Raw genomic sequence first — 20,442 nt, 5'->3', positions numbered from 1 at the left:
GGTCCGCCGACGCGCCCTGACCGCCGGGCCGGGCCTGGCGGCGCGTCACCGCAGCCGTTCGGCCCGGACCGCCAGCCGGGACGGCAGCACCGCCTCGACCCGGAACCCGCCGTCCGCCTCCGGCCCGGAGGAGAAGGTGCCGCCCAGCGCGATCACCCGCTCCCGCATCCCGACCAGTCCGTTGCCGCCGCTGGGCAGCTTCGCCGCGCCCCCGCCGCCGCCCGGGCAGGCGTTCACCACGCTCACCCGCACCCCGTTGGGCGCGTACGCGAGCAGGACGGACACCTGTGCGCCGCCCGCGTGCTTGTGCGCGTTGGTCAGACCCTCCTGGACGACGCGGTAGGCGGTCTGCTCGGCCTCGCCGGTGAACTCCTGCCGACTGCCGCTGACGGTCAGCGTCACCGCCATGCCGGCCGCCCGGGACTGGTCGACCAGCCGGGGCAGCCCGGCCAGCGAGTCCGGCTCCGGCTGGCGCTCGTCGTCCATCCGCAGCACGCCGAGGATCTCCCGCAGCTCGTTCAGCGCCTGCCGCCCGACCTCGCCCATCAGCTTGGCGCTCTGCGCGGCCTTCTCCGGGTCCTTGGCGACGATCCGCTCCAGCGCCCCGGCGTGCACCACCATCAGGGACACCCGGTGCGCCACCACGTCGTGCATCTCCCGGGCGATCCGGGTGCGCTCCTCCAGCCGGGCCCGGCGGGCGCGCTCCTGGGCCTGCTCGGCCAGCAGGTCCAGTTCGGTCTCCAGGCCGTGCGCGCGGTCCTTGAGCGAGTCGATCAGCCGCCGCCGCGCGCCCACGTACAGTCCGGTGACCACCGGCGGGACGGTCAGGCCGACGGAGACCAGCACCGCGATCAGCACCTGGCCCCAGAGCGGCGGCTGCTCCACCGCCGTGTCGCCGGGCGTCAGCATCGACACCATCATCACGGCGACGGTCTCGGCGAAGGCCAGTGCGGACAGCGCCACCACCCGCCAGCGCCGGGTGGGCCACTCCCAGGTCGCCGCCAGCGTGTACAGCGACACCACCAGCAGCAGGACGCCGAGCATCCCCGGCATCGCCACCAGGGTCACCAGCACCGGTACGGCCGGCCAGCGGCGGCGCAGCACCAGCGAACCGCCCGCCACCACGCCGAGCAGCGAGATGCCGGCCACCCCGGCGGCGTCCAGGTGCACCCGGCCGGAGAGGAAGGCGATCGCGCTGAGCGCGCACTCCAGCGCGGCGAGCACCGCCAGCCCGATGTCCAGGAAGGCGCTGCGAGGCCGCTCCCACCACCAGAACGACCGGACCTGCGCGCGCTCCCCAGGCGACTTGCTCATGGCCGACAGCCTAAGCGGCAACCCCCTCCCCTCCCCACCGGGATTGCCCCCGACACCTCGCCGCACCCTCAAGTGGTCCAGACCACATGCGGCCTGCGACGTCACTGTCCGCCATCCGGCCACCTCGCGGACAGCGACCGCCCCGACACCTATGCTGGTCGCGTCGGACAGCGCGGTCCGCACGCGTCACACCCGCCACACGCGGGCGGACCTGTGACGATGAGCCGTTGCCGAACCCCACCACCACAGGGAGCCAGCCGTGACCGCTCCGGTCCCCACCCCGGCGGACAGCCCCAATGTCCACGCCACCGGCCCAGTTGCCGACAACGCGGCCCTGCGTGCGGACATCCGCCGCCTCGGCGACCTGCTCGGCGAGACGCTGGTCCGCCAGGAAGGCCCCCAGCTACTGGGCCTGGTCGAACAGGTCCGCCTGCTCAGCCGCACCGACGGCGAGGCCACCGCCGAACTCCTCTCCGACATCGACCTGGACACCGCCGCCAAGCTGGTCCGGGCCTTCTCCACCTACTTCCACCTCGCCAACGTCACCGAACAGGTGCACCGAGGCCGCGAGTTCGCCACCCGCCGCGCCCGGGAGGGCTCGCTGCTCGCCCAGACCGCCGACCAGCTCGCCGAGGCCGACCCCAAGCACCTCGAGAACACCCTGGCCCACCTCGCGGTCCGGCCGGTCTTCACCGCCCACCCCACCGAGGCCGCCCGCCGCAGCGTCCTCAACAAGCTGCGCCGCATCGGCGAACTCCTCGACCGCATCCACCGCGAGGAGATCGCCGCCGGCCTCTCCCAGGCCGACCCGGCCCGCACCAGCAGCGCCCGCCGCCAGGCCGACCGCCGCCTCGCCGAGGTCATCGACCTGCTCTGGCAGACCGACGAGCTGCGCATCGCCCGCCCCGAGCCCACCGACGAGGCCCGCAACGCCGTCTACTACCTGGACGAGCTCTACCGCGACGCCGTCCCCCAGGTCCTGGAGGAACTGCACGAGGAACTCGGCCGGGTCGGCCTGACCCTGCCCGACGGCGTCCGCCCGCTCACCTTCGGCACCTGGATCGGCGGCGACCGCGACGGCAACCCCAACGTGACCCCGCAGGTCACCTGGGACGTCCTCAACCTCCAGCACGAGTACGGCATCAAGGACGCCCTGGCCGCCGTCGACGACCTGCGCAGCACCCTCTCCACCTCCGAGCGGCTGGCCGGCGCCTCGGTCGAACTGCTCGCCTCGCTCAACACCGACCTGCACCAGCTCCCCGAGCTCAGCCCCCGCTACAAGCGGATGAACGCCGAGGAGCCCTACCGCCTCAAGGCCACCTGCGTCCGGCTCAAGCTGGAGAACACCCGCGAGCGGCTCGCCCAGGGCACCCCGCACGTCGAGGGCCGCGACTACCTCGGCACCCGCGAGCTGATCACCGACCTGCGGCTCATCCAGGACTCCCTGCGCGCCCACCGCGGCGAGCTGATCGCCGACGGCCGCCTCGCCCGCGCCATCCGCACCATCGAGGCCTTCGGCCTCCAGCTCGCCACCATGGACGTCCGCGAGCACGCCGAGGCCCACCACCACGCCCTCGGCCAGCTCTTCGACCGCCTCGGCGAGGAGGCCTGGCGCTACGCCGACATGCCCCGCGAGTACCGGCAGAAGCTGCTCGCCAAGGAGCTCCGCTCGCGCCGCCCGCTCGCCCCCACCCCGGCCCCGCTGGACGCCGCCGGCACCAAGACCCTCGGCGTCTTCAACACCATCCGCGAGGGCTTCGAGCGCTTCGGCGACGAGATCGTCGAGAGCTACATCATCTCCATGTGCCAGGGCGCCGACGACGTCTTCGCCGCCACCGTCCTGGCCCGCGAGGCCGGCCTGATCGACCTGCACGGCGGCATCGCCAAGATCGGCATCGTGCCGCTGCTGGAGACCACCGAGGAACTCCAGAAGGCCGACCTCATCCTCGACGAGATGCTGTCCGACCCCTCCTACCGGCTGCTCGTCTCGCTGCGCGGCGACGTCCAGGAGGTCATGCTCGGCTACTCCGACTCCTCCAAGTTCGGCGGCATCACCACCTCCCAGTGGGAGATCCACCGCGCCCAGCGCCGGCTGCGCGACGTCGCCCACCGCTACGGCATCAGGCTGCGCCTGTTCCACGGCCGCGGCGGCACCGTCGGCCGCGGCGGCGGCCCCTCCCACGAGGCCATCCTGGCCCAGCCCTGGGGCACCCTGGAGGGCGAGATCAAGGTCACCGAGCAGGGCGAGGTCATCTCCGACAAGTACCTGCTCCCCTCCCTCGCCCGGGAGAACCTGGAGCTGACCATCTCCGCCACCCTCTCCGCCTCCGCGCTGCACACCGCCCCGCGCCAGGCCCCCGAGGAACTGGCCCGCTGGGACGCCGCGATGGACCAGGTCTCCGCGGCCGCCCACACCGCCTACCGCGCCCTGGTCGAGCAGGACGACCTGCCGAAGTACTTCTTCGCCGCCACCCCGGTCGACCAGCTCGCCTCGCTGCACCTGGGCTCCCGCCCGTCCCGCCGCCCCGACTCCGGCGCCGGCCTCGACGGCCTGCGGGCCATCCCGTGGGTCTTCGGCTGGACCCAGTCCCGCCAGATCGTCCCCGGATGGTACGGCGTCGGCTCCGGCCTCGCCGCCGCCCGCGCGGCCGGCCTCGGCGGCGTGCTCGACGAGATGCACGGCCAGTGGCACTTCTTCCGCAACTTCCTGTCCAACGTCGCCATGACGCTGGCCAAGACCGACCTGCGGATCGCCCGCCACTACGTCGAGCAGCTGGTGCCCGCCGAACTGCACCACGTCTTCGACCAGATCGTCGCCGAGCACGACCTCACCCTGCGCGAGGTGCTCCGGCTCACCGGCGAGGGCGAACTGCTGGAGCACAACCCGGTGCTCAAGCAGACCTTCACCGTCCGCGACGCCTACCTCGACCCGATCTCCTACCTCCAGGTCGCGCTGCTGCGCCGCCAGCGCGAGGAGGTCGCCACCGGCCGCCACGAGGACCCGCTGCGCGCCCGCGCGCTGCTGCTGACCGTCAACGGCATCGCCGCCGGCCTGCGCAACACCGGCTGACGCCACCGCGCGTACGGGACGGGGCCGCCGTCCGCCCTCCGGGGTGGGCGGCGGCCCCGTCCCGTACCGGAAGGGTTCGGGGCACGCGAAAGGGCCGGCGCCCGTGGGCACCGGCCCGGTGTCGTGCTCATCGCCCGGGCGGCCAGGCCCCGGACACGGCCTACTCGCCCGGCTCGCCCGCGCGCCGGCGCTTCAGCCACAGCGCGGCGCCGCCGGCCGCGACCACCAGGCCGCCGCCGACCGCCAGCAGCCCGGCGTCCGTGCCCATCGAGTCACCGAGCAGCGGCCCGAACTGCGCCGCCGCGGGATCCGCGGAGACGCCCGGATCCGGCTCGGCCACCGCGTCCGCGTGCGCCACCGCGCCGCCCGAGAGCAGCACCCCGGCCGCCCCCAGCGCACCGGCCGTGCCGACCCGCCGTCCGAACTGCTTCAGTCGGACCACCCGGAGCCGCCGCAGTCGGCGGACCGGACGAAAACCCCGCATCGAGAACTCCCCAGGACTCGTTCGCGTACCAGGCCGACGCTATCCGATCCCGCACAGGGTTCTCACACGGATTCAGGTTTGGACCGTCAAGCGTTGTACGACTGTTGCGTAACACCACTCCCGGACTTGATGGAGCGTCAGGAGTTGTAGGTGCCCTGCGCCCGCTCCAACCCCTCGGACAGCAGCGCCTCCACCGCGTCCGCCGAGCGGTCCACGAACCACTCCAGTTCCTTGCGCTCGGCGCCGGAGAAGTCCTTCAGCACGAAGTCCGCGACCTCCATCCGGCCCGGCGGCCGACCGATCCCGCACCGCACCCGGTAGTAGTCCGGCCCCAGCGACTTGGTGATCGACTTCAGCCCGTTGTGGCCGTTGTCCCCGCCGCCCAGCTTGAGGCGCAGCGCCGCGTAGTCGATGTCCAGCTCGTCGTGGACGGCGACCAGCGCCGAGGCCGGCGCCTTGTAGAAGTCCCGCAGCGCCGTCACCGGCCCGCCGGAGAGGTTCATGAACGACATCGGCTTGGCCAGCACCACCCGGCGGCCGGACAGCCGTCCTTCGGCCACCTGCGCCCGGCTCTTGTGCGCCTTGAACTTCGCGCCCATCCGCTGCGCCAGCAGGTCCACCACCATGAACCCGATGTTGTGCCGGTTCCGGGCGTACTGCTCGCCCGGGTTGCCCAGCCCCACCACCAGCCAGGGGCCCTCGTACTCGTCCGCCATGCCCTCTCTCCTCCTGTGCGCGCTCTACGTCATCTTCCCGGACACACCGCTGCCCCGGCCGCTCCGAGGGGAGCGACCGGGGCAGCGGTCACAGCTGGTGGGGCGAGGCTCAGGCCTCGGCGCCCTCGGCCTCGGCGGCCTCGGCCGGGGCGGCCTGGGCACCGATGACCTGCAGCACGACGGCGTCGGCGTCGACGGCCAGGGTGACGCCGGCCGGCAGGGCGATGTCCTTGGCGAGGATGGAGGCACCGGACTCCAGGCCCTCGACCGAGACGGTGACCGACTCGGGCAGGTGGGTGGCCTCGGCCTCGATCGGCAGCGCGTTGAGGACGTGCTCCAGCAGGTTGCCGCCGGGGGCCAGCTCGCCCTCGGTGAGGACCGGGATCTCGACGGTGACCTTCTCGCCGCGCTTGACCAGCAGCAGGTCGACGTGCTCGATGGTGCGCTTGATGGCCTCGCGCTGCACGGCCTTGGGCAGCACGTACTCGTCCTTGCCCTCGATCGGCACGACCAGCAGGGCGTTCGGGGTCTTGAGCGCCATCATCAGGTCGTGGCTCGGCAGGTTCAGGTGAACCGGGGCGTGGCCGTGGCCGTAGACGACACCGGGGACGAAGCCGGCACGGCGGGCGCGACGGGCGGCACCCTTGCCGAACTCGGAACGGGTCTCAGCGGCGATGCGGATCTCGGACACGACTGCACTCCTCGGGAAGACTGGCGCGGGGGTGCAGGCAACGCGAAAAACCGCCGGGGCCACACCCTCAGTACGTTCGGGGGTCACTCGGCGGTAACGGCCTCTGCCGACGGACGGAAATCCGACACCGGCAGCGCGTCGATCACGGAGCGGGCACCCGGCGAGCAGGCACACGGCATCCCTCGCCGAGCAGTTTCACGAGTCTAACCGCATGAACGGCCTCCCGTGAAATCGGCGGCGGCCCCGGTCCGATCCGGACCGGGGCCGCCGCCGTCGGGCTTCGTCAGTGCACGCCCTCGAAGAGGCTCGTGACCGAACCCTCCTCGAACACCTCGCGGATCGCGGCCGCGATCGAGGGGGCGATGGACAGCGTGGTGATCTTGTCCAGCTGGATCTGCGCCGGGGTCGGCAGCGTGTTGGTGAACACGAACTCGCTCACCCGCGAGTTCTTCAGCCGGTCCGCGGCCGGGCCGGAGAGCACGCCGTGGGTGGCCGCCACCAGGACGTCCGCCGCACCGTTGTCGAACAGCGCGTCGGCCGCGGCGCAGATCGTGCCGGCGGTGTCGATCATGTCGTCGACCAGGACGCAGACCCGGTCCTTGACGTCACCGACGACCTCGGCCGACAGGATGGTGTTGGCCTGGGTCATGTCGCGGCGCTTGTGGATGATCGCCAGCGGCGCGTCCAGCCGGTCGCACCACTGGTCGGCCACCTTCACCCGGCCGGCGTCCGGCGACACGATGGTCAGCTTGGAGCGGTCCACCCTCCCGCCCACGTAGTCCGCCAGCATCGGCAGCGCGAACAGGTGGTCCACCGGGCCGTCGAAGAAGCCCTGGATCTGCGCGGTGTGCAGGTCCACGGCCATCAGCCGGTCGGCGCCCGCCTGGCGCAGCAGGTCGGCGACCAGGCGCGCCGAGATGGGCTCGCGGCCCAGGTGCTTCTTGTCCTGGCGGGCGTACCCGTAGAACGGCAGGATCGCGGTGATGCTCTTGGCGGAGGCCCGCTTCAGCGCATCGATCATGATCAGCTGTTCCATGATCCACTGGTTGATGGGAGCCGTGTGGCTCTGCATCACGAAGCAGTCCGCGCCGCGGGCCGAGTCCAGGAAGCGGACGTAGATCTCGCCGTTGGCGAAGTCCAGGGCCTTGGTCGGGACGAGCTCGGTCCCGAGCGCCTCGGCCACCTCCCTCGCCAGTTCCGGGTGGGCACGGCCGGAGAAGAGCTTGAGTTTCTTCTCACCCGACGTCGTGATCCCGCTCACTGCACCGTCTCCTCGCGTTGCTGACGCTGAACCCCGTCGTCCCGTGCGGGCAGGCGCAGCCGGCTCGCACGGGGTCGGGGGAATTGTCGGTACGCCTGGACACGGGCCGTAAGCCCAGTGGCGCACGTATGACCCCAAGGTTACGCGCCCACGCAGAAACCGTCCGCCCCGGGACCGCCCTCGGGCTCCCGCCCGTCCCGTCAGGCGTCCGCGGCCCCGTCCGTCGCGGCCTTCGCGGCCTGCGCGGAGGTGGTCCCCGGGCGCTTGCGCTCCACCCAGCCCTCGATGTTGCGCTGGTGCGCCCGGCTCACTCCGAGCGCGCCGGGCGGGACGTCGGTGGTGATCACCGAACCGGCCGCGGTGTAGGCGCCGTCCCCGATCGCCACCGGGGCGATGAACATGTTGTCGGAACCGGTGCGGCAGTGCGCACCGATCACCGTGCGGTGCTTGTTGACGCCGTCGTAGTTCACGGTGACCGAGGCCGCGCCGACGTTGGCGCCCTCGCCGATCGTGGCGTCCCCGATGTAGGAGAGGTGCGGCACCTTGGCCCCCTCGCCCAGCTCGGAGTTCTTCACCTCGACGTAGGTGCCGACCTTCGCCTTGCGGGCCAGCTTGGCCCCCGGCCGCAGGTAGGCGTACGGGCCGGCGGTGGCCAGCTCGCCCACCTCGGCGCGGTCCGCCGTGGTGTTGCTCACACGGGCGCCGGCGCCGATCAGGGTGTCGGTCAGGGTCGAGTTCGGGCCGACCTCGCAGCCCTCGCCCAGGTGGGTGGCACCGTGCAGCTGGGTGTTCGGCAGCACGAGGGCGTCCGGCTCGTACGTCACCTGCACGTCGATCCAGGTGGTCGCCGGGTCCACCACGGTGACGCCGGCCCGCATCGCCCGCTCCAGCAGGCGGTCGTTCAGCAGCCGGCGGGCCTGCGCGAGCTGCACCCGGTCGTTGATGCCCAGGATGTCCCGGTGGTCCTCCGCGACCACAGCGCCCACCCGGTGCCCGGCGGTGCGCAGGATCTCCAGGGTGTCGGTGAGGTACTCCTCGCCCTGCGAGTTGTCCGTGGTGAGCTCGGCCAGCGCCTCGACCAGCAGCTTGGCGTCGAAGGCGAAGACGCCCGAGTTGATCTCGGCGATCGAGCGCTGGACGGCGGTGGCGTCCCGCTCCTCGACGATCGCGGCGACGGTGCCGTCCTCGTCCCGCAGGATCCGGCCGTAGCCGAAGGGCTCGGGGACGACGGCGGTCAGGACGGTGACCCCGTTGTCCTGGCCGGCGTGGGCCTTCGCCAGGCGGCGCAGCGTGTCCCCGGTCAGCAGCGGGGAGTCCCCTGCGGTGACGATCACCGTGCCGTCCAGCACCACGCCGTCGGCGGCCAGCGCCTCCAGCGCCGTGCGCACCGCGTGCCCGGTGCCCTTCTGCTCCTCCTGCACCACCGGACGGGCCGCCGGGTAGTGCGCCGCGAGGTGCTCCTGGACCTGCTCCCGCTGGTGTCCGACCACCACGACGAGCTGTTCCGGCGTCAGTTCGCGGGCCGCCGAGACGGCATGACCCACCAGCGACCGGCCGCAGACCTCGTGCAGCACCTTGGGCAGCTTGTTCGACTTCATCCGGGTCCCGCCACCGGCGGCGAGCACGACAACGGCGGCAAGCGAATTGGCACCCATGCGGGGAGGCTCCTCGGTCGGTTCACAGGGCGGGCAGAACGGGCCCGGACCGGACCGAGGCCGGTCGCCATTCGCACAGTCCGCCGAGCAGCACCGACAATACCGGCGGTTCGGCGGTACGCCCGAACCTGAGGCGTGCAGAGGCTCCGCCGCTAGGATTCGAACCCAGACAAAGGCCTCCAAAGGGCCCTGTGCTGCCATTACACCACGGCGGATGGTTGCTCAGACCCTACCCGAGTCGACCCTGCCATGGGTATCAACTGCCGCGATCCGCAGGCCCCGATCCGCCGGGAGCGGTCGAACAAGCCGGGCCGCCGGTTCATCCATCCAGTCGGGTGAATTCACTCAAGCGCCGTGCGGCGGCGTGTTCCCTTCGCCACGGAGCGCAACCTACGATGCCGTAGGTTACGCCAACGTAGCCTCCGCTCCTCCCTCCCGCACAGGGATGTCGCAAAGGGACGCCCATGACCACCAAGGCCGGCGAGCCGAGCGCGGGGAACGCCGCGCTTCCCACCGAATCCCCCGATCCCACCGACACCGCCACCCGACTGTCCGCCACCCGCGGCGGGGAGAAGCAGGGCCTCGCCGAACGGCTCGCGCTCGGGCTGTTCATCCTCCTGCCGTTCACCGCGCTGCTGGCCGCCGTGCCGGTGGCCTGGGGGTGGGGACTGGGGTGGACGGACGCGGCGATCACCGTCGCCATGTACTTCCTCACCTGCCACGGCATCACCGTCGGCTACCACCGCTACTTCACCCACAGCGCGTTCAAGGCCAACCGCCCGATGCGGCTCGCCCTCGCGGTCGCCGGCAGCCTGGCGGTCGAGGGCCCGCTGGTGCGCTGGGTGGCCGACCACCGCAAGCACCACCGGTTCAGCGACAAGGACGGCGACCCGCACTCGCCGTGGCGCTACGGGGAGAACCTCCCGGCCCTGCTCAAGGGCCTGTGGTGGGCGCACATGGGCTGGATGTTCGACGAGGAGCAGACCCCGCAGCTCACGTACGCGCCGGACCTCGTCCGCGATCCGGCCATACGGCGGATCTCCCGGCTGTTCTGGCTCTGGACCATGATCTCGCTGCTGCTCCCCCCGCTGGTCGGCGGGCTGGTGACGCTGTCCTGGTCGGGCGCGCTGTCCGCCTTCTTCTGGGGATCGCTGGTCCGGGTGGCCCTGCTGCACCACGTCACCTGGTCGATCAACTCGATCTGCCACGCCGTCGGCCGCCGCCCGTTCCGCTCCCGGGACCGCTCGGGCAACGTCTGGTGGCTGGCGGTGCTCTCCTGCGGCGAGTCCTGGCACAACCTGCACCACGCGGACCCGACGGCCGCCCGGCACGGGGTGCTGCGCGGGCAGATCGACTCCTCGGCCCGGCTGATCCGCTGGTTCGAGCTGGCCGGCTGGGTCCGGGACGTCCGTTGGCCGGACGCGCAGCGGATCGCCGCCCGCCGCGCCGCATGAGTCGTCGCTTCCAGCATGATGTAGGGGTGAACGGGAGCAGCGCAGACAGCACAGGCGGCCACCAGAGCACGCGGACGGACGCGGCGCCCGACGCGGCGCCGGCCCGTCCGCGAACCGCTGCACCGGCGGGCGGGGGCGCCTCGGGGGGTGCGCCCGCCCCGGCGCCGCGCCGCCGGGGCGGGCGGGTCCGGATGACCGGCAAGCAGCGGCGGGAGCAGCTGCTGGAGATCGGCCGGACGGTGTTCGCGGAGCGCGGCTACGACGGCACCTCGGTGGAGGAGATCGCCGAGCGGGCCGGGGTGTCGAAGCCGGTGGTGTACGAGCACTTCGGCGGCAAGGAGGGGCTGTACGCGGTGGTGGTGGACCGCGAGATGCAACTGCTGCTGGACATGGTCACGGGGGCGCTGACCGGCGGGCACTCGCGGGAGCTGCTGGAGCAGGCCGCGTTCGCGCTGATGGACTACATCGACACCTCGACGGACGGCTTCCGGATCCTGGTCCGGGACTCCCCGGTGGCCCAGTCGACCGGCACCTTCGCGTCACTGATCAGCGACATCGCGACGCAGGTGGAGGACATCCTCGGCCTGGAGTTCAAGTCCCGGGGCTTCGACGCGCGACTGGCCCCGATGTACTCGCAGATGCTGGTCGGCATGGTGGCGCTGACCGGGCAGTGGTGGCTGGAGGTCCGCAAGCCGGACAAGGCGCAGGTCGCGGCGCACCTGGTGAACCTGGCCTGGCACGGGCTGGAGGGCCTGGAGCGGCACCCGAGGCTGGTCGGCGGGCGCAAGGACTGACTAGCGGGCGAACCGACGGCGGGGTAGGGCCGACCGGCGGGCGGAAGGAGCGACCGACGGGCGGAAGGGCCGGCGGCCCTCCCGCCCCGCATCAGGCCCTGGTCCCGACGGCGAAGATCCGCCGGAACGGGAAGACGGTGCCGTGCGACCCGGCCGGGTAGGCCTCGCGCAGGAGCGCCCCGTACTCGGCGAGGAAGGCGGCTCGGCGGGCGGGGTCGGTCAGCCGGGTGAGGACGGGGCGCAGGGCAGTGCCCTTGACCCAGGCGAGGACCGGGTCCGGGCCCGGGAGCAGGGTGCGGTAGGTGGTCTCCCAGACGTCGGGCGCGCAGCCGGCGGCGGTGAGGGCGTCCAGATAGCGCTCGGGCGGGTGGACGCCGGCCCTGGCGGCGTCGTCGCCGAGGAGGCCGCGCCAGCGGGGGCTTCGCCGGAGTTCGGCGAGCAGGGTGTGGCTGGGGGCGTCGAAGTTGCCGGGGACCTGGAAGGCGACGGTGCCGCCGGGCGGCAGGGCGCCGGCCCAGCGCGGGACGAGGTCGAGGTGGCCGTCGATCCACTGCAGCGTGGCGTTGGAGACGATCAGGTCGGGTCCGGCCGGGGCCGGGTCGTAGTCGCGGGCGTCGGCGAGCAGGTAGTCGGCGGTGGGCTCACCGTCGGTGCGGGCGGTGGCGAGCATCGGGGCGGAGTTGTCGATGCCGGTGAGGCGGGCGTGCGGCCAGCGTGCGCGCAGCACGGCGGTGGAGTTGCCGGGGCCGCAGCCGATGTCGAGGATCACGGGATCGCTCGGGTTCGGGAGGGCGGGGACGCGGGCGAGCAGGTCGCGCAGCGGACGGGTGCGTTCGTCCGCGAAGCGCAGGTACTGCGCCGGGTCCCAGACGGGACTGGTCATGGTCCACCTCACAAGTATCTCGACATCAAGATATCCCAGGTAGCCTTGCTGGCACATTTCTCGACGTCAAGAGACTTCACATCGACACATCCACCGATACACTGATCGTCATGGAGGACGAGGTCGACAGGCTGGTCGCAGCGTGGCGCCGAGAGCGCCCCGACCTCGACGTGGAGCCGCTGGAGGTACTCAGCCGGGTCAGCAGACTCGCCCGGCACCTCGACCGCGCCCGCCGCACCGCCTTCGCCGAGCACGGGCTGGAGCCCTGGGAGTTCGACGTCCTGACCGCCCTGCGCCGGGCCGGCTCCCCCTACCAGCTCTCCCCCGGCCAGCTGCTCACCCAGACCCTGGTCACCTCCGGCACCATGACCAACCGCATCGACCGCCTCACCGGCAAGGGCCTGGTCAAGCGCCTGCCCGACCCGGACGACCGGCGCGGCGTGCTCGTCCGGCTCACCGACGACGGCCGCGACCGCGCCGACCAGGCACTCGCCGGACTGCTCACGCACGAACGCGAACTGCTCGCCCAGCTCAGCTCCGGCCAGCAGGGCGAACTCGCCGCGCTCCTGCGGCAGCTGGTCGCCCCGTTCGACAACATCCCGGGCTGATCCGCGCCCCGGAGTTCACGTCCGGTCCACCGCGGTCACGACGGACGGCGGCGCCGGCAGGGCCGGCTCGGCCGGGCTGACCCCGGCCCGGCGGGCCACCGCCACCGCGGCCAGCGTGGAGTGCACCCCGAGCTTGCCGAGCACGTTCTGCATGTGCGTCCGGACGGTGTGCGGCGACAGGTAGAGCCGCTCCGCGACCGCCTGCCGACCCAGGCCCGCGACCATGCAGCGCAGGATCTGCTTCTCCCGCGGAGTGAGGGTGTCGACCAGCCGCTCGCTCTCGGTGCGGTCCCGCCGGGCGGTGGTCAGCTCGCGGATCACCCCGGTCAGCAGCGCGGGCGGCAGGTGCGTCTCGTCCCGCAGCACCCCCCGGACCACGGAGAGCAGCCGGGCCAGCGAACTCTCCTTGGCCACCCAGCCGGTGGCGCCCGCGTGCAGGGCCCGGGCGGCGCGGTGCGGGTCGTCGGCGACGGCCAGCACGACCGCCCGCAGCCCCGGATGGGCGCGGCGGACCCGGGCGAGCAGGGTGATGCCGTCCGGTGCCGGAGGCGTGGTTCTGAGCTGGTCGGCCCGGTACGCGTCGGAGCGGACCGGTTCCGTGCCGCGCCCGCCCGGGCGCAACAGGTCCACCGGGCGGCCGCCGGACTGCGCCACCGGCGGGCCGACCGGGTGGCGGGGCGGCGGCACCGCCGGGGCCGGCCGCCGCCGGGCCGCGTCGGCCGCGTCCGGGCCGAGCCGGCTCCGGACACCCGCCGAAGCAGTGCCCTCGGCCCCCAGGTCGGCGTCGATCAGGACCACGTCGAAGGCCCGCCCCTCGACGGCGGCACGCTCCAGCGCCCGCTCGGCGGCGGCCCCGCTGCCGGCCGCCCCCACCTCCACGTCGGGCTCGGCGGCGAGCGCCGCGGCCAGGGCCTCGGCGAAGATCCGGTGGTCGTCGACCACCAGGACGCGGATCCGCCCCATCGTCACTACCCCCCTGCTCAGACCGGCCCGAGCCCGGGGGCGGGGACCGGCCCCGGCACCCGCGGTCTGGGCCCGTCACTCCGCCCGCCCACCGGTGGCCGGTGAGGCCGAAAAGGGCGCCGGCCCCCACCGGTACCGCACTCAGCGTACGGGCCGGGAAACCCCCTCGTGGCGGTTTGGTGAAGTTTCGTCAGGAGGTGCGCGAGTGGCGGGATTTCACGCCATCACCGGTCGAAGCGGGCAACGCCGAGGCGCCGCCCCCGAACCTCCGGGAGCGGCGCCTGCGGGGTCCTGCGGCCTACTTGCCGTGCTTCTCCAGGGCGAACTTCCAGGCGTCGGCGACGATGTCGTCCAGGTTCGGGCGGCGCGGCGTCCAGCCCAGCGCCTCGTGGGCGCGGGCCGCCGAGGCCACCAGCACGGCCGGGTCGCCGGCCCGGCGGCCGGCCGCCTGCACCGGGATCTCCCGGCCGGTGACGCGCCGGACCGACTCGATCACCTCGCGCACCGAGAAGCCGCTGCCGTTGCCCAGGTTGCAGATCAGGTGCTCGCCCGGCTTGGCCGCGTCCAGCGCCAGCAGGTGCGCGTCGGCCAGGTCCGCGACGTGGATGTAGTCGCGGATGCAGGTGCCGTCCGGGGTCGGGTAGTCCTCGCCGTACACCGCGATGTGCGGGCGCTGACCCAGCGCCGCCTGGAACACCAGCGGGATCAGGTGCGACTCGGGGTCGTGGCGCTCCCCGTACGCGCCGTACGCACCGGCCACGTTGAAGTAGCGCAGCGAGACGGCGGCCAGGCCGTGCGCGACGGCCTCGCTGGTGATCAGGTGGTCCACGGCGAGCTTGGTGGCGCCGTAGGCGTTGGTCGGCGAGGTGCGGGCGGTCTCCGCGATCGGCACGACCTCCGGCTCGCCGTAGACGGCGGCGGTGGACGAGAACACCAGCTTGCGCACACCCGCCGCGCGCATCGCCGCGACCAGCTCCAGCGAACCCGCCACGTTGTTGCGCCAGTACTTCTCCGGGTCCACGACCGACTCGCCGACCTGCGAGGAGGCGGCGAAGTGCAGCACGCCGTCGAAGGAACCGTCCAGCACCCGGCCGGCCTCCTGGACCCGACCCTCGACGAACTCGGCACCGACCGGGACGCCCTCGCGGAAACCGGTGGAGAGATCGTCCAGGACGGTCACCTGGTGCCCCGCCTCCAGCAGGTGGGCGGCCACCACGCTGCCGACGTAGCCGGCGCCACCCGTGACCAGGTACTTACTCATGATGAGACCTCCAGCGGGCGACGGTCCGCCGGTCAGCGGCGGCCGTCGATGACGTGTGTACGACTGAGGCTATTCTCCCTGCCCGCCGGAGTGCCCAGGACCATGTGAACGGGCCGCCCGGGAGCCGGTTTCACGGACCCCGAGCCCCCCTCAGCCGCCGGCCATCCGCTCCAGCAGCCCGGTACGGGCCGCCACCGCGGCCGCCTCCAGCCGGGTCCGCGCACCGAGCTTCATCAGCACCCGCTGGACGTGCGTCCGGGCGGTGCTCGCGGCGATCCGCATCCCGGCGGCGATCGCCGCCGTGTCCTCCCCGTCCGCGATCCGGGCCAGCACCTGCACCTCACGGCGGGTCAGCAGCCGCAGCAGCCGCACCGCCTCGTCGTCCGGCTCGGCGACCGGCCGCAGCAACTGGTCGAAGGCCCCGCGCAGCACGTCCACGGCCACCGCCGCCTCGCCCGCCCGGGCCCGCCCGATCGCCCGCTCGACCACCCCGATCCGCTCGTCGCTCGGCACGTACCCCGCCGCCCCGGCCGCGAACGCCCCCGCCACACCGCGCAGTTCACCCACCGGACCGAGCACGATCACGGCCACCTCGGGACGCTCCCGGCGGATCCGGCGCAGCCCGTCGAAAGCCGCCGGCTCACTCGGCGCGGACACCCCCAGCAGACACACCTCCGGCCGCCGGCCGACCACCAGATCGGCCGCGACCCCGGCCGGGCAGCCGACCGCGAGCACCCGGTGGCCGCGCAGCTGCAACGCCGTGGCCAGCGCCTCGGCCAACAGCCGGTGATCGTCGACCACCACGAGTCGAACGCCCATGACGCCCTCCCGGTCGGGGTTCGGCTCGCGCCCGCACCCCATGGGCGGGCGGCCGATGACGCACCATCACAGCGCATTCCGTACCCGACCCGCTAGGCCGCCGCGCTCGGCCTCCGCACCGGGCCCGACGGTCTGATCGGGGAACAGCAAAAGGCCCTCGCCATGAAGCGAGGGCCTTCGAATGGAGCCCCCATGCGGAATCGAACCGCAGACCTTCTCCTTACCATGGAGACGCTCTACCGACTGAGCTATAGGGGCTTGCCGGGCTTTCGCCGGGCCGGTCGAACAAGGAAGACATTACACGGCTGGCGGCCAGGAAGGGAAATCGGGTCCGCGGCCCCGGCGCACGCCGGACCGACCCCCGGCGGGCGGGCACCCGCCCCTCGGCGCGGGCCCGGCCAGCCCTCGGCGCGCGCGGCCAGCCTTCGGCGTGCGCGCGGTCAGCCTTCGGCGTGCGTCTCGTCGAACTCCTCGCGGGCGGCCAGCATCTGCCCGGTCCGCTGCTCCGTCCACCGGCCGAGCGGCGCCAGCAGTACAGCCAGCTCCCGGCCGAGCGGCAGCAGGTCGTAGACCACCCGCGGCGGCGTCTCCGGGAACACGGTGCGGCGCACCAGTCCGCTGCGCTCCAGGCTGCGCAGCGACTGGGTGAGCATCTTGCGGCTGACCCCGCCGACGCCGCGCTGCAGTTCGGAGAACCGCTGCTGCCCGCAGGCGGCGAGGCTCATCAGGATCAACATCGACCACTTGTCGGCCAGTTCGGCGAACATCGCGCGGCTGGGACAGAGCTGGGCGAAGACGTCGAGCTCCTGCTCCCGGTCCTGCCCGCCCTCCCGTTCCTGCCCCTGCCGCCCGGTGCCGCTCTCCGCCCGGGCCGCTTCCTCCGTCGTCATGCTGTCCAGGGTAGCCCCGCGGTCTCCAATCCACCCTTGGTAACCAATGGAGACTTGGTCTATATTAGAGACCAGTCGACGGGCCGGGGTGCGGCAGCAGGCCCTCGCCGCCCCTTGCCTTCCCCCTGCCTTGCCTGCGTTGCCCTGCCCCTGCCCCTGCCCGTACCCGTATAGGAGTGCCCCCGCATGACCGCCATCCGCCCGACCGTCGCCCTCGCCTACCACTCCGGCTACGGCCACACCGCCGTCATCGCCGAGGCCGTCGCCCGCGGCGGCGCCGCCGCCGGCGCCGAGGTCGTCTCGATCGCCGTCGACACCATCACCGACGAGCAGTGGGCCCAGCTCGACGCCGCGGACGCGATCGTCTTCGGCTCCCCCACCTACATGGGCACCGCCTCCGGCGCCTTCCACGTCTTCGCCGAGGCCACCAGCAAGCGCTGGTTCTCCGACGCCTGGCGGGACAAGGTCGCCGCCGGCTTCACCAACTCCGCCTCCAAGAGCGGCGACAAGGCCGGCACCCTCGGCTTCTTCCAGACCCTCGCCGCCCAGCACGGCATGAGCTGGGTCAACCTCGGCCTCAAGCCCGGCTGGAACGCCACCACCGCCACCGAGAACGACCTCAACCGCCTCGGCTTCTTCAACGGCGCCGCCGCCTCCAGCCCGTCCGACGCCGGCCCCGAGGCCGTGCACAAGGCCGACATCGCGACCGCCGAGCACCTCGGCGAGCGGGTCGCCCAGCACACCGCCGTCGTGCTGGCCGGCCGCGCCGCCCTCGCCGGCTGACCGCACCGCACGGTCGGCACCTACGCCGCCGGGTCCGCCCCCAGGAGGGGCGCCCGGCGGCGTCCGCCGTCCACCGCCCCCAACTCCGCACCACCGGTCTCCGGCAGCAGCCACAGGCACCCCAGCGCCACCACACCCAGCCCCACCAGGTACCAGCCGACCGGCTCCGCCGTCCCGTACGCCTCCGTCAGCCGCGTCGCCACCAGCGGCGTCGTCGCCCCGCCCACCACGCCGCCCAGGTTGTACGTCAACGCGGCACCCGTGTACCGCACCCGGGTCGGGAACAACTCCGGCAGGAACGCCGCCACCGGCCCCATCAGGCACCCCAGCACCACCAGCGCACCCGCCAGCGCCACGAACATCAACGGCCGGCGCACCGTCTCCAGCAGCGGGAACAGCACCAGCGACCACCCCGCCGCCAGGCCCGTCGCCCAGCACAGCGTCCGCCGCCGCCCCCAGCCGTCACTGCGCGACGCGCTCACCCACACCGTCACGCCCATGCCCAGCGCGCCCACCAGCAGCATCACCAGCACCAGCGAACTCGCCACCCCGAGCCCGGACGTCGCGTACGCCAACGCGTACGTCGTGGTCAGGTAGAACAGCGCGTACCCCACGGTGATCGCCCCACAGCCCAGCAGCACCGTGCGCCAGTGCCCGCGCAACACCTCCACCACCGGCGCCCGGTCCCTCGGCTCGTCCGGCCGGAACAGCGGCGTCTCCTCCAACCGCAGCCGCACGAACAGCCCCACCGCCACCAGCCCCAACGACGCCAGGAACGGCACCCGCCAGCCCCACTCCCGGAACGCCCGCTCGTCCAGGCCGAGTTGGACCGCCAGGAACACCCCGTTCGCCAACACGAACCCGCTCGTCGGCCCCAACTGCAGGAACGCCCCGTACCGCCCCCGCCGCCCGGCCGGCGCGTTCTCCGCGATCAGCAGCGCCGCCCCGCCCCACTCCCCGCCCAACCCCACGCCCTGACACACCCGCAACGCCACCAGGGCCGCCGGCGCCCACCACCCCCACGACCCGAACCCCGGCAACACCCCCACCGCCGCCGTCGACAGCCCCATCAACAACAGCGACACCACCAGCGTCGCCTTCCGCCCCACCCGGTCCCCGAAATGCCCGAACACCACCGCCCCCAGCGGCCGGGCCAGGAACGCCACCGCGTACACCGAGAACGCCGCCAACAGCGCCCCCACCGTGCCCAGTTCAGGAAAGAACACCGACCCGAACACCAAGGCCGCCGCCGTCCCGTACAAAAAGAAGTCGTAGAACTCGATCGCCGTACCGATCAGCGCCGCAGCCGCCGCACGCCTCAACTGCCCCGCCCGCCGGGCTTCCTCCGCATCCATACCACCACCCTGGACACCAGCCCGCCCCGCCACCAGCCCCCACCCGAGTGACCCCCGCGCACACCCCCACCCCACGCGCCCCCGGCTCAACACCGCAGGCGCACACCAGCGCAGGCCCCCGGATCACCGCACGTACGGGTCCTCCCCCGGCGGCACCGCAGGCTGTCCACTGGCCTTCCGCCGCCGCAGCACGACGAACACCGCACCGGCGACCAGCACCAACCCACCCACCACACCGGCCACGACCGGCAACGCACCACCCGAACCGGAGGACTTCTCCGCCGCCGGCCCCACCGGAGGCGCCCCCACGGCCACCTCACTCGGACTCGGGGCGGCCGAACTCGACGAGGGCGTCGAAGTAGCCGACGAGCTCGCCGAGGGCAAGGTCTGCACAACCGGAATCGGCGACACATTCGCAGGCCCAGGATCGCCAGGTTCTGTCAGCGCGACGCGAGGCCTGACAACTCCGTACCCGACATCGACACTGCGGACCGACCCATCAGTCGGTTTTCCTGCCGTGTTAATTAGCACCCGAAGAACCTGATTTTCCGTCCATTCCGGATGCGTCGACCACACCAGGGCTGCCGAAGCAGAAACGAGTGCGGCCGAGTCCGAAGTCCCGTGACTCCTGCAATAACCAGTTGAGGAAGTGCAAGCTGCAAGCATATCCATGCCGGGCGCGGAAAGAATAACCTGCGGACCCTGCTCAGACTCGGCTGTCGCAATCACATCACGATCGACTGCCCCTACCCCGACAACGCCCGGAAGAGCTCCGGGATACTCGACCGGATTGCCCTTCTGCGCTTCATTTCCGACGCTTGCCACTACAAGAACACCCTTGGCCCTCGCAGCCTCAATTACGCCATTCAGATTGACAACATCTTCCGGCGCGGGAACTGCCGCATCCATACCCTGCGAGATATTGATGACCTTGGCACCCTGATCAACCGCATAGGAAATGGCCTGGCCGATCTGGCCAAGGAATTCAGTGGATACGAGCGCACCAGAAGACCCGTTATTGATCTTCAAGGGGAGAATTTTAACCCCGGGGGCCAGGCCTTGGGCACCGGTTCCCCCCATACCTTTGCCCGTCCCGGCGATGAGGCTGGCAATCCCGGTGCCGTGCCCGTCACCGAAGGAGCCCACCCCACCAGGACTGCCGCTGAAATCCTTGCCGGGCAGGAACTGCCCCGCCAGATCTGGATGATCCAGCTTGAATCCGCCGTCGATCACGGCAATCGTGATCCCCTGCCCCTTGGTGATCTTCCACATCTCCGGTGCATGCATCGCGTCCAGATGCCACTGCTGTTGCCGGATCGTGTCTTCGGCAGCCGCCGGCACTGCGACCGGGCCGACCACAACTCCCGCCGCCAAAAGCACCGCAGCGGACATCCGCCAACGAGATCGCGTGTTCGTCCGCCCCATCACAACTCCTCGTCAA

General features: G+C 72.4%; 18 protein-coding genes and 2 tRNA genes. 5 read left to right on the top strand and 15 right to left on the bottom strand.

What is annotated here, in order from left to right:
* Positions 1-45: 45 nt before the first annotated feature.
* On the bottom strand, positions 46-1,314 hold the full coding sequence (locus AB0P03_RS20895) for a histidine kinase (RefSeq protein WP_363588394.1): 1,269 nt from the start codon (positions 1,312-1,314) through the stop codon (positions 46-48).
* Positions 1,315-1,648: 334 nt separating this feature from the next.
* Between AB0P03_RS20895 and ppc the strand changes: the two genes are divergently transcribed.
* Positions 1,649-4,384: a phosphoenolpyruvate carboxylase gene (gene ppc / locus AB0P03_RS20890; protein WP_363630192.1), complete on the top strand. Its 2,736-nt coding sequence runs from the start codon at positions 1,649-1,651 to the stop codon at positions 4,382-4,384.
* 160 nt (positions 4,385-4,544) lie between these two features.
* Here ppc and AB0P03_RS20885 read toward each other — a convergent pair whose 3' ends face one another.
* The 6 genes from AB0P03_RS20885 to AB0P03_RS20860 all read right to left on the bottom strand — a co-directional run bounded on the left by AB0P03_RS20885 (position 4,545) and on the right by AB0P03_RS20860 (position 9,406).
* Complete coding sequence (locus AB0P03_RS20885) at positions 4,545-4,868, bottom strand: hypothetical protein (RefSeq protein ID WP_350877739.1); 324 nt, start codon at positions 4,866-4,868, stop codon at positions 4,545-4,547.
* Between the two features lie 137 nt (positions 4,869-5,005).
* On the bottom strand, positions 5,006-5,584 hold the full coding sequence (gene pth / locus AB0P03_RS20880; protein WP_063348046.1) for an aminoacyl-tRNA hydrolase: 579 nt from the start codon (positions 5,582-5,584) through the stop codon (positions 5,006-5,008).
* 109 nt (positions 5,585-5,693) lie between these two features.
* Positions 5,694-6,275, bottom strand: a complete 582-nt coding sequence (locus AB0P03_RS20875; RefSeq protein WP_363588396.1) for a 50S ribosomal protein L25/general stress protein Ctc — start codon at positions 6,273-6,275, stop codon at positions 5,694-5,696.
* Positions 6,276-6,558: 283 nt separating this feature from the next.
* Complete coding sequence (locus AB0P03_RS20870; protein ID WP_350877737.1) at positions 6,559-7,536, bottom strand: ribose-phosphate diphosphokinase; 978 nt, start codon at positions 7,534-7,536, stop codon at positions 6,559-6,561.
* A gap of 200 nt (positions 7,537-7,736) precedes the next feature.
* Entirely contained in the window at positions 7,737-9,191 is a 1,455-nt protein-coding gene (glmU, locus tag AB0P03_RS20865) for a bifunctional UDP-N-acetylglucosamine diphosphorylase/glucosamine-1-phosphate N-acetyltransferase GlmU (RefSeq protein WP_363630169.1), read from the bottom strand.
* Between the two features lie 144 nt (positions 9,192-9,335).
* Positions 9,336-9,406 (bottom strand) — tRNA-Gln (locus AB0P03_RS20860).
* 249 nt (positions 9,407-9,655) lie between these two features.
* On the opposite strand from AB0P03_RS20860, the gene AB0P03_RS20855 reads away from it, so the two are divergent.
* Together AB0P03_RS20855 and AB0P03_RS20850 are read left to right on the top strand one after the other, a co-directional pair.
* Positions 9,656-10,645: an acyl-CoA desaturase gene (locus AB0P03_RS20855; protein ID WP_363585321.1), complete on the top strand. Its 990-nt coding sequence runs from the start codon at positions 9,656-9,658 to the stop codon at positions 10,643-10,645.
* 191 nt (positions 10,646-10,836) lie between these two features.
* The gene (locus AB0P03_RS20850) at positions 10,837-11,439 is read left to right on the top strand and encodes a TetR/AcrR family transcriptional regulator (protein WP_063348051.1); all 603 of its coding nucleotides are present in this window, start codon (positions 10,837-10,839) and stop codon (positions 11,437-11,439) included.
* A 91-nt stretch (positions 11,440-11,530) separates the two neighbouring features.
* On the opposite strand, the gene AB0P03_RS20845 is transcribed toward AB0P03_RS20850, so the two are convergent.
* Entirely contained in the window at positions 11,531-12,322 is a 792-nt protein-coding gene (locus AB0P03_RS20845) for a methyltransferase domain-containing protein (protein WP_363585322.1), read from the bottom strand.
* Between the two features lie 110 nt (positions 12,323-12,432).
* Between AB0P03_RS20845 and AB0P03_RS20840 the strand changes: the two genes are divergently transcribed.
* Complete coding sequence (locus AB0P03_RS20840) at positions 12,433-12,930, top strand: MarR family transcriptional regulator (protein ID WP_363585323.1); 498 nt, start codon at positions 12,433-12,435, stop codon at positions 12,928-12,930.
* A gap of 15 nt (positions 12,931-12,945) precedes the next feature.
* Here AB0P03_RS20840 and AB0P03_RS20835 read toward each other — a convergent pair whose 3' ends face one another.
* The 5 genes from AB0P03_RS20835 to AB0P03_RS20815 form a co-directional block, all read right to left on the bottom strand.
* The gene (locus AB0P03_RS20835) at positions 12,946-13,893 is read right to left on the bottom strand and encodes a response regulator transcription factor (protein ID WP_363585324.1); all 948 of its coding nucleotides are present in this window, start codon (positions 13,891-13,893) and stop codon (positions 12,946-12,948) included.
* Between the two features lie 298 nt (positions 13,894-14,191).
* Positions 14,192-15,154, bottom strand: a complete 963-nt coding sequence (gene galE, locus AB0P03_RS20830; protein WP_350877731.1) for a UDP-glucose 4-epimerase GalE — start codon at positions 15,152-15,154, stop codon at positions 14,192-14,194.
* A 150-nt stretch (positions 15,155-15,304) separates the two neighbouring features.
* A complete protein-coding gene (locus tag AB0P03_RS20825) occupies positions 15,305-15,973 on the bottom strand; it encodes a LuxR C-terminal-related transcriptional regulator (protein WP_363585325.1) in 669 nt (222 codons plus the stop codon).
* A gap of 182 nt (positions 15,974-16,155) precedes the next feature.
* A tRNA-Thr gene (locus AB0P03_RS20820) sits at positions 16,156-16,231 on the bottom strand.
* A gap of 182 nt (positions 16,232-16,413) precedes the next feature.
* Positions 16,414-16,863: a helix-turn-helix domain-containing protein gene (locus AB0P03_RS20815; RefSeq protein WP_363585326.1), complete on the bottom strand. Its 450-nt coding sequence runs from the start codon at positions 16,861-16,863 to the stop codon at positions 16,414-16,416.
* 186 nt (positions 16,864-17,049) lie between these two features.
* Here AB0P03_RS20815 and AB0P03_RS20810 point away from each other — a divergent pair, with 186 nt between their 5' ends.
* Positions 17,050-17,646: a flavodoxin family protein gene (locus AB0P03_RS20810; protein WP_363630168.1), complete on the top strand. Its 597-nt coding sequence runs from the start codon at positions 17,050-17,052 to the stop codon at positions 17,644-17,646.
* Between the two features lie 20 nt (positions 17,647-17,666).
* Here AB0P03_RS20810 and AB0P03_RS20805 read toward each other — a convergent pair whose 3' ends face one another.
* Both AB0P03_RS20805 and AB0P03_RS20800 read right to left on the bottom strand, forming a co-directional pair.
* Entirely contained in the window at positions 17,667-19,001 is a 1,335-nt protein-coding gene (locus AB0P03_RS20805) for an MFS transporter (RefSeq protein WP_363630166.1), read from the bottom strand.
* Positions 19,002-19,124: 123 nt separating this feature from the next.
* Complete coding sequence (locus AB0P03_RS20800; RefSeq protein ID WP_363630165.1) at positions 19,125-20,393, bottom strand: S8 family serine peptidase; 1,269 nt, start codon at positions 20,391-20,393, stop codon at positions 19,125-19,127.
* Between the last annotated feature and the right edge of the window lie 49 nt (positions 20,394-20,442).

The organism is Kitasatospora sp. NPDC088779 (assembly GCF_040685395.1).
GTDB lineage: Bacteria > Actinomycetota > Actinomycetes > Streptomycetales > Streptomycetaceae > Kitasatospora.
The sequence above is the reverse complement of the archived record's forward strand: the minus strand, read 5'-3'. Positions and strand labels throughout refer to the sequence as shown.

Bases quoted from the DNA above. Each gene is read 5' to 3' on its own strand.
- galE (WP_350877731.1), bottom strand. From the start codon at position 15,154: ATGAGTAAGTACCTGGTCACGGGTGGCGCCGGCTACGTCGGCAGCGTG.
- AB0P03_RS20845 (WP_363585322.1), bottom strand. From the start codon at position 12,322: ATGACCAGTCCCGTCTGGGACCCGGCGCAGTACCTGCGCTTCGCGGAC.
- AB0P03_RS20805 (WP_363630166.1), bottom strand. From the start codon at position 19,001: ATGGATGCGGAGGAAGCCCGGCGGGCGGGGCAGTTGAGGCGTGCGGCG.
- glmU (WP_363630169.1), bottom strand. From the start codon at position 9,191: ATGGGTGCCAATTCGCTTGCCGCCGTTGTCGTGCTCGCCGCCGGTGGC.
- AB0P03_RS20840 (WP_363585323.1), top strand. From the start codon at position 12,433: ATGGAGGACGAGGTCGACAGGCTGGTCGCAGCGTGGCGCCGAGAGCGC.
- AB0P03_RS20825 (WP_363585325.1), bottom strand. From the start codon at position 15,973: ATGGGCGTTCGACTCGTGGTGGTCGACGATCACCGGCTGTTGGCCGAG.
- AB0P03_RS20855 (WP_363585321.1), top strand. From the start codon at position 9,656: ATGACCACCAAGGCCGGCGAGCCGAGCGCGGGGAACGCCGCGCTTCCC.
- AB0P03_RS20810 (WP_363630168.1), top strand. From the start codon at position 17,050: ATGACCGCCATCCGCCCGACCGTCGCCCTCGCCTACCACTCCGGCTAC.
- AB0P03_RS20800 (WP_363630165.1), bottom strand. From the start codon at position 20,393: ATGTCCGCTGCGGTGCTTTTGGCGGCGGGAGTTGTGGTCGGCCCGGTC.
- AB0P03_RS20895 (WP_363588394.1), bottom strand. From the start codon at position 1,314: ATGAGCAAGTCGCCTGGGGAGCGCGCGCAGGTCCGGTCGTTCTGGTGG.
- AB0P03_RS20885 (WP_350877739.1), bottom strand. From the start codon at position 4,868: ATGCGGGGTTTTCGTCCGGTCCGCCGACTGCGGCGGCTCCGGGTGGTC.
- AB0P03_RS20835 (WP_363585324.1), bottom strand. From the start codon at position 13,893: ATGGGGCGGATCCGCGTCCTGGTGGTCGACGACCACCGGATCTTCGCC.
- AB0P03_RS20850 (WP_063348051.1), top strand. From the start codon at position 10,837: ATGACCGGCAAGCAGCGGCGGGAGCAGCTGCTGGAGATCGGCCGGACG.
- pth (WP_063348046.1), bottom strand. From the start codon at position 5,584: ATGGCGGACGAGTACGAGGGCCCCTGGCTGGTGGTGGGGCTGGGCAAC.
- AB0P03_RS20815 (WP_363585326.1), bottom strand. From the start codon at position 16,863: ATGACGACGGAGGAAGCGGCCCGGGCGGAGAGCGGCACCGGGCGGCAG.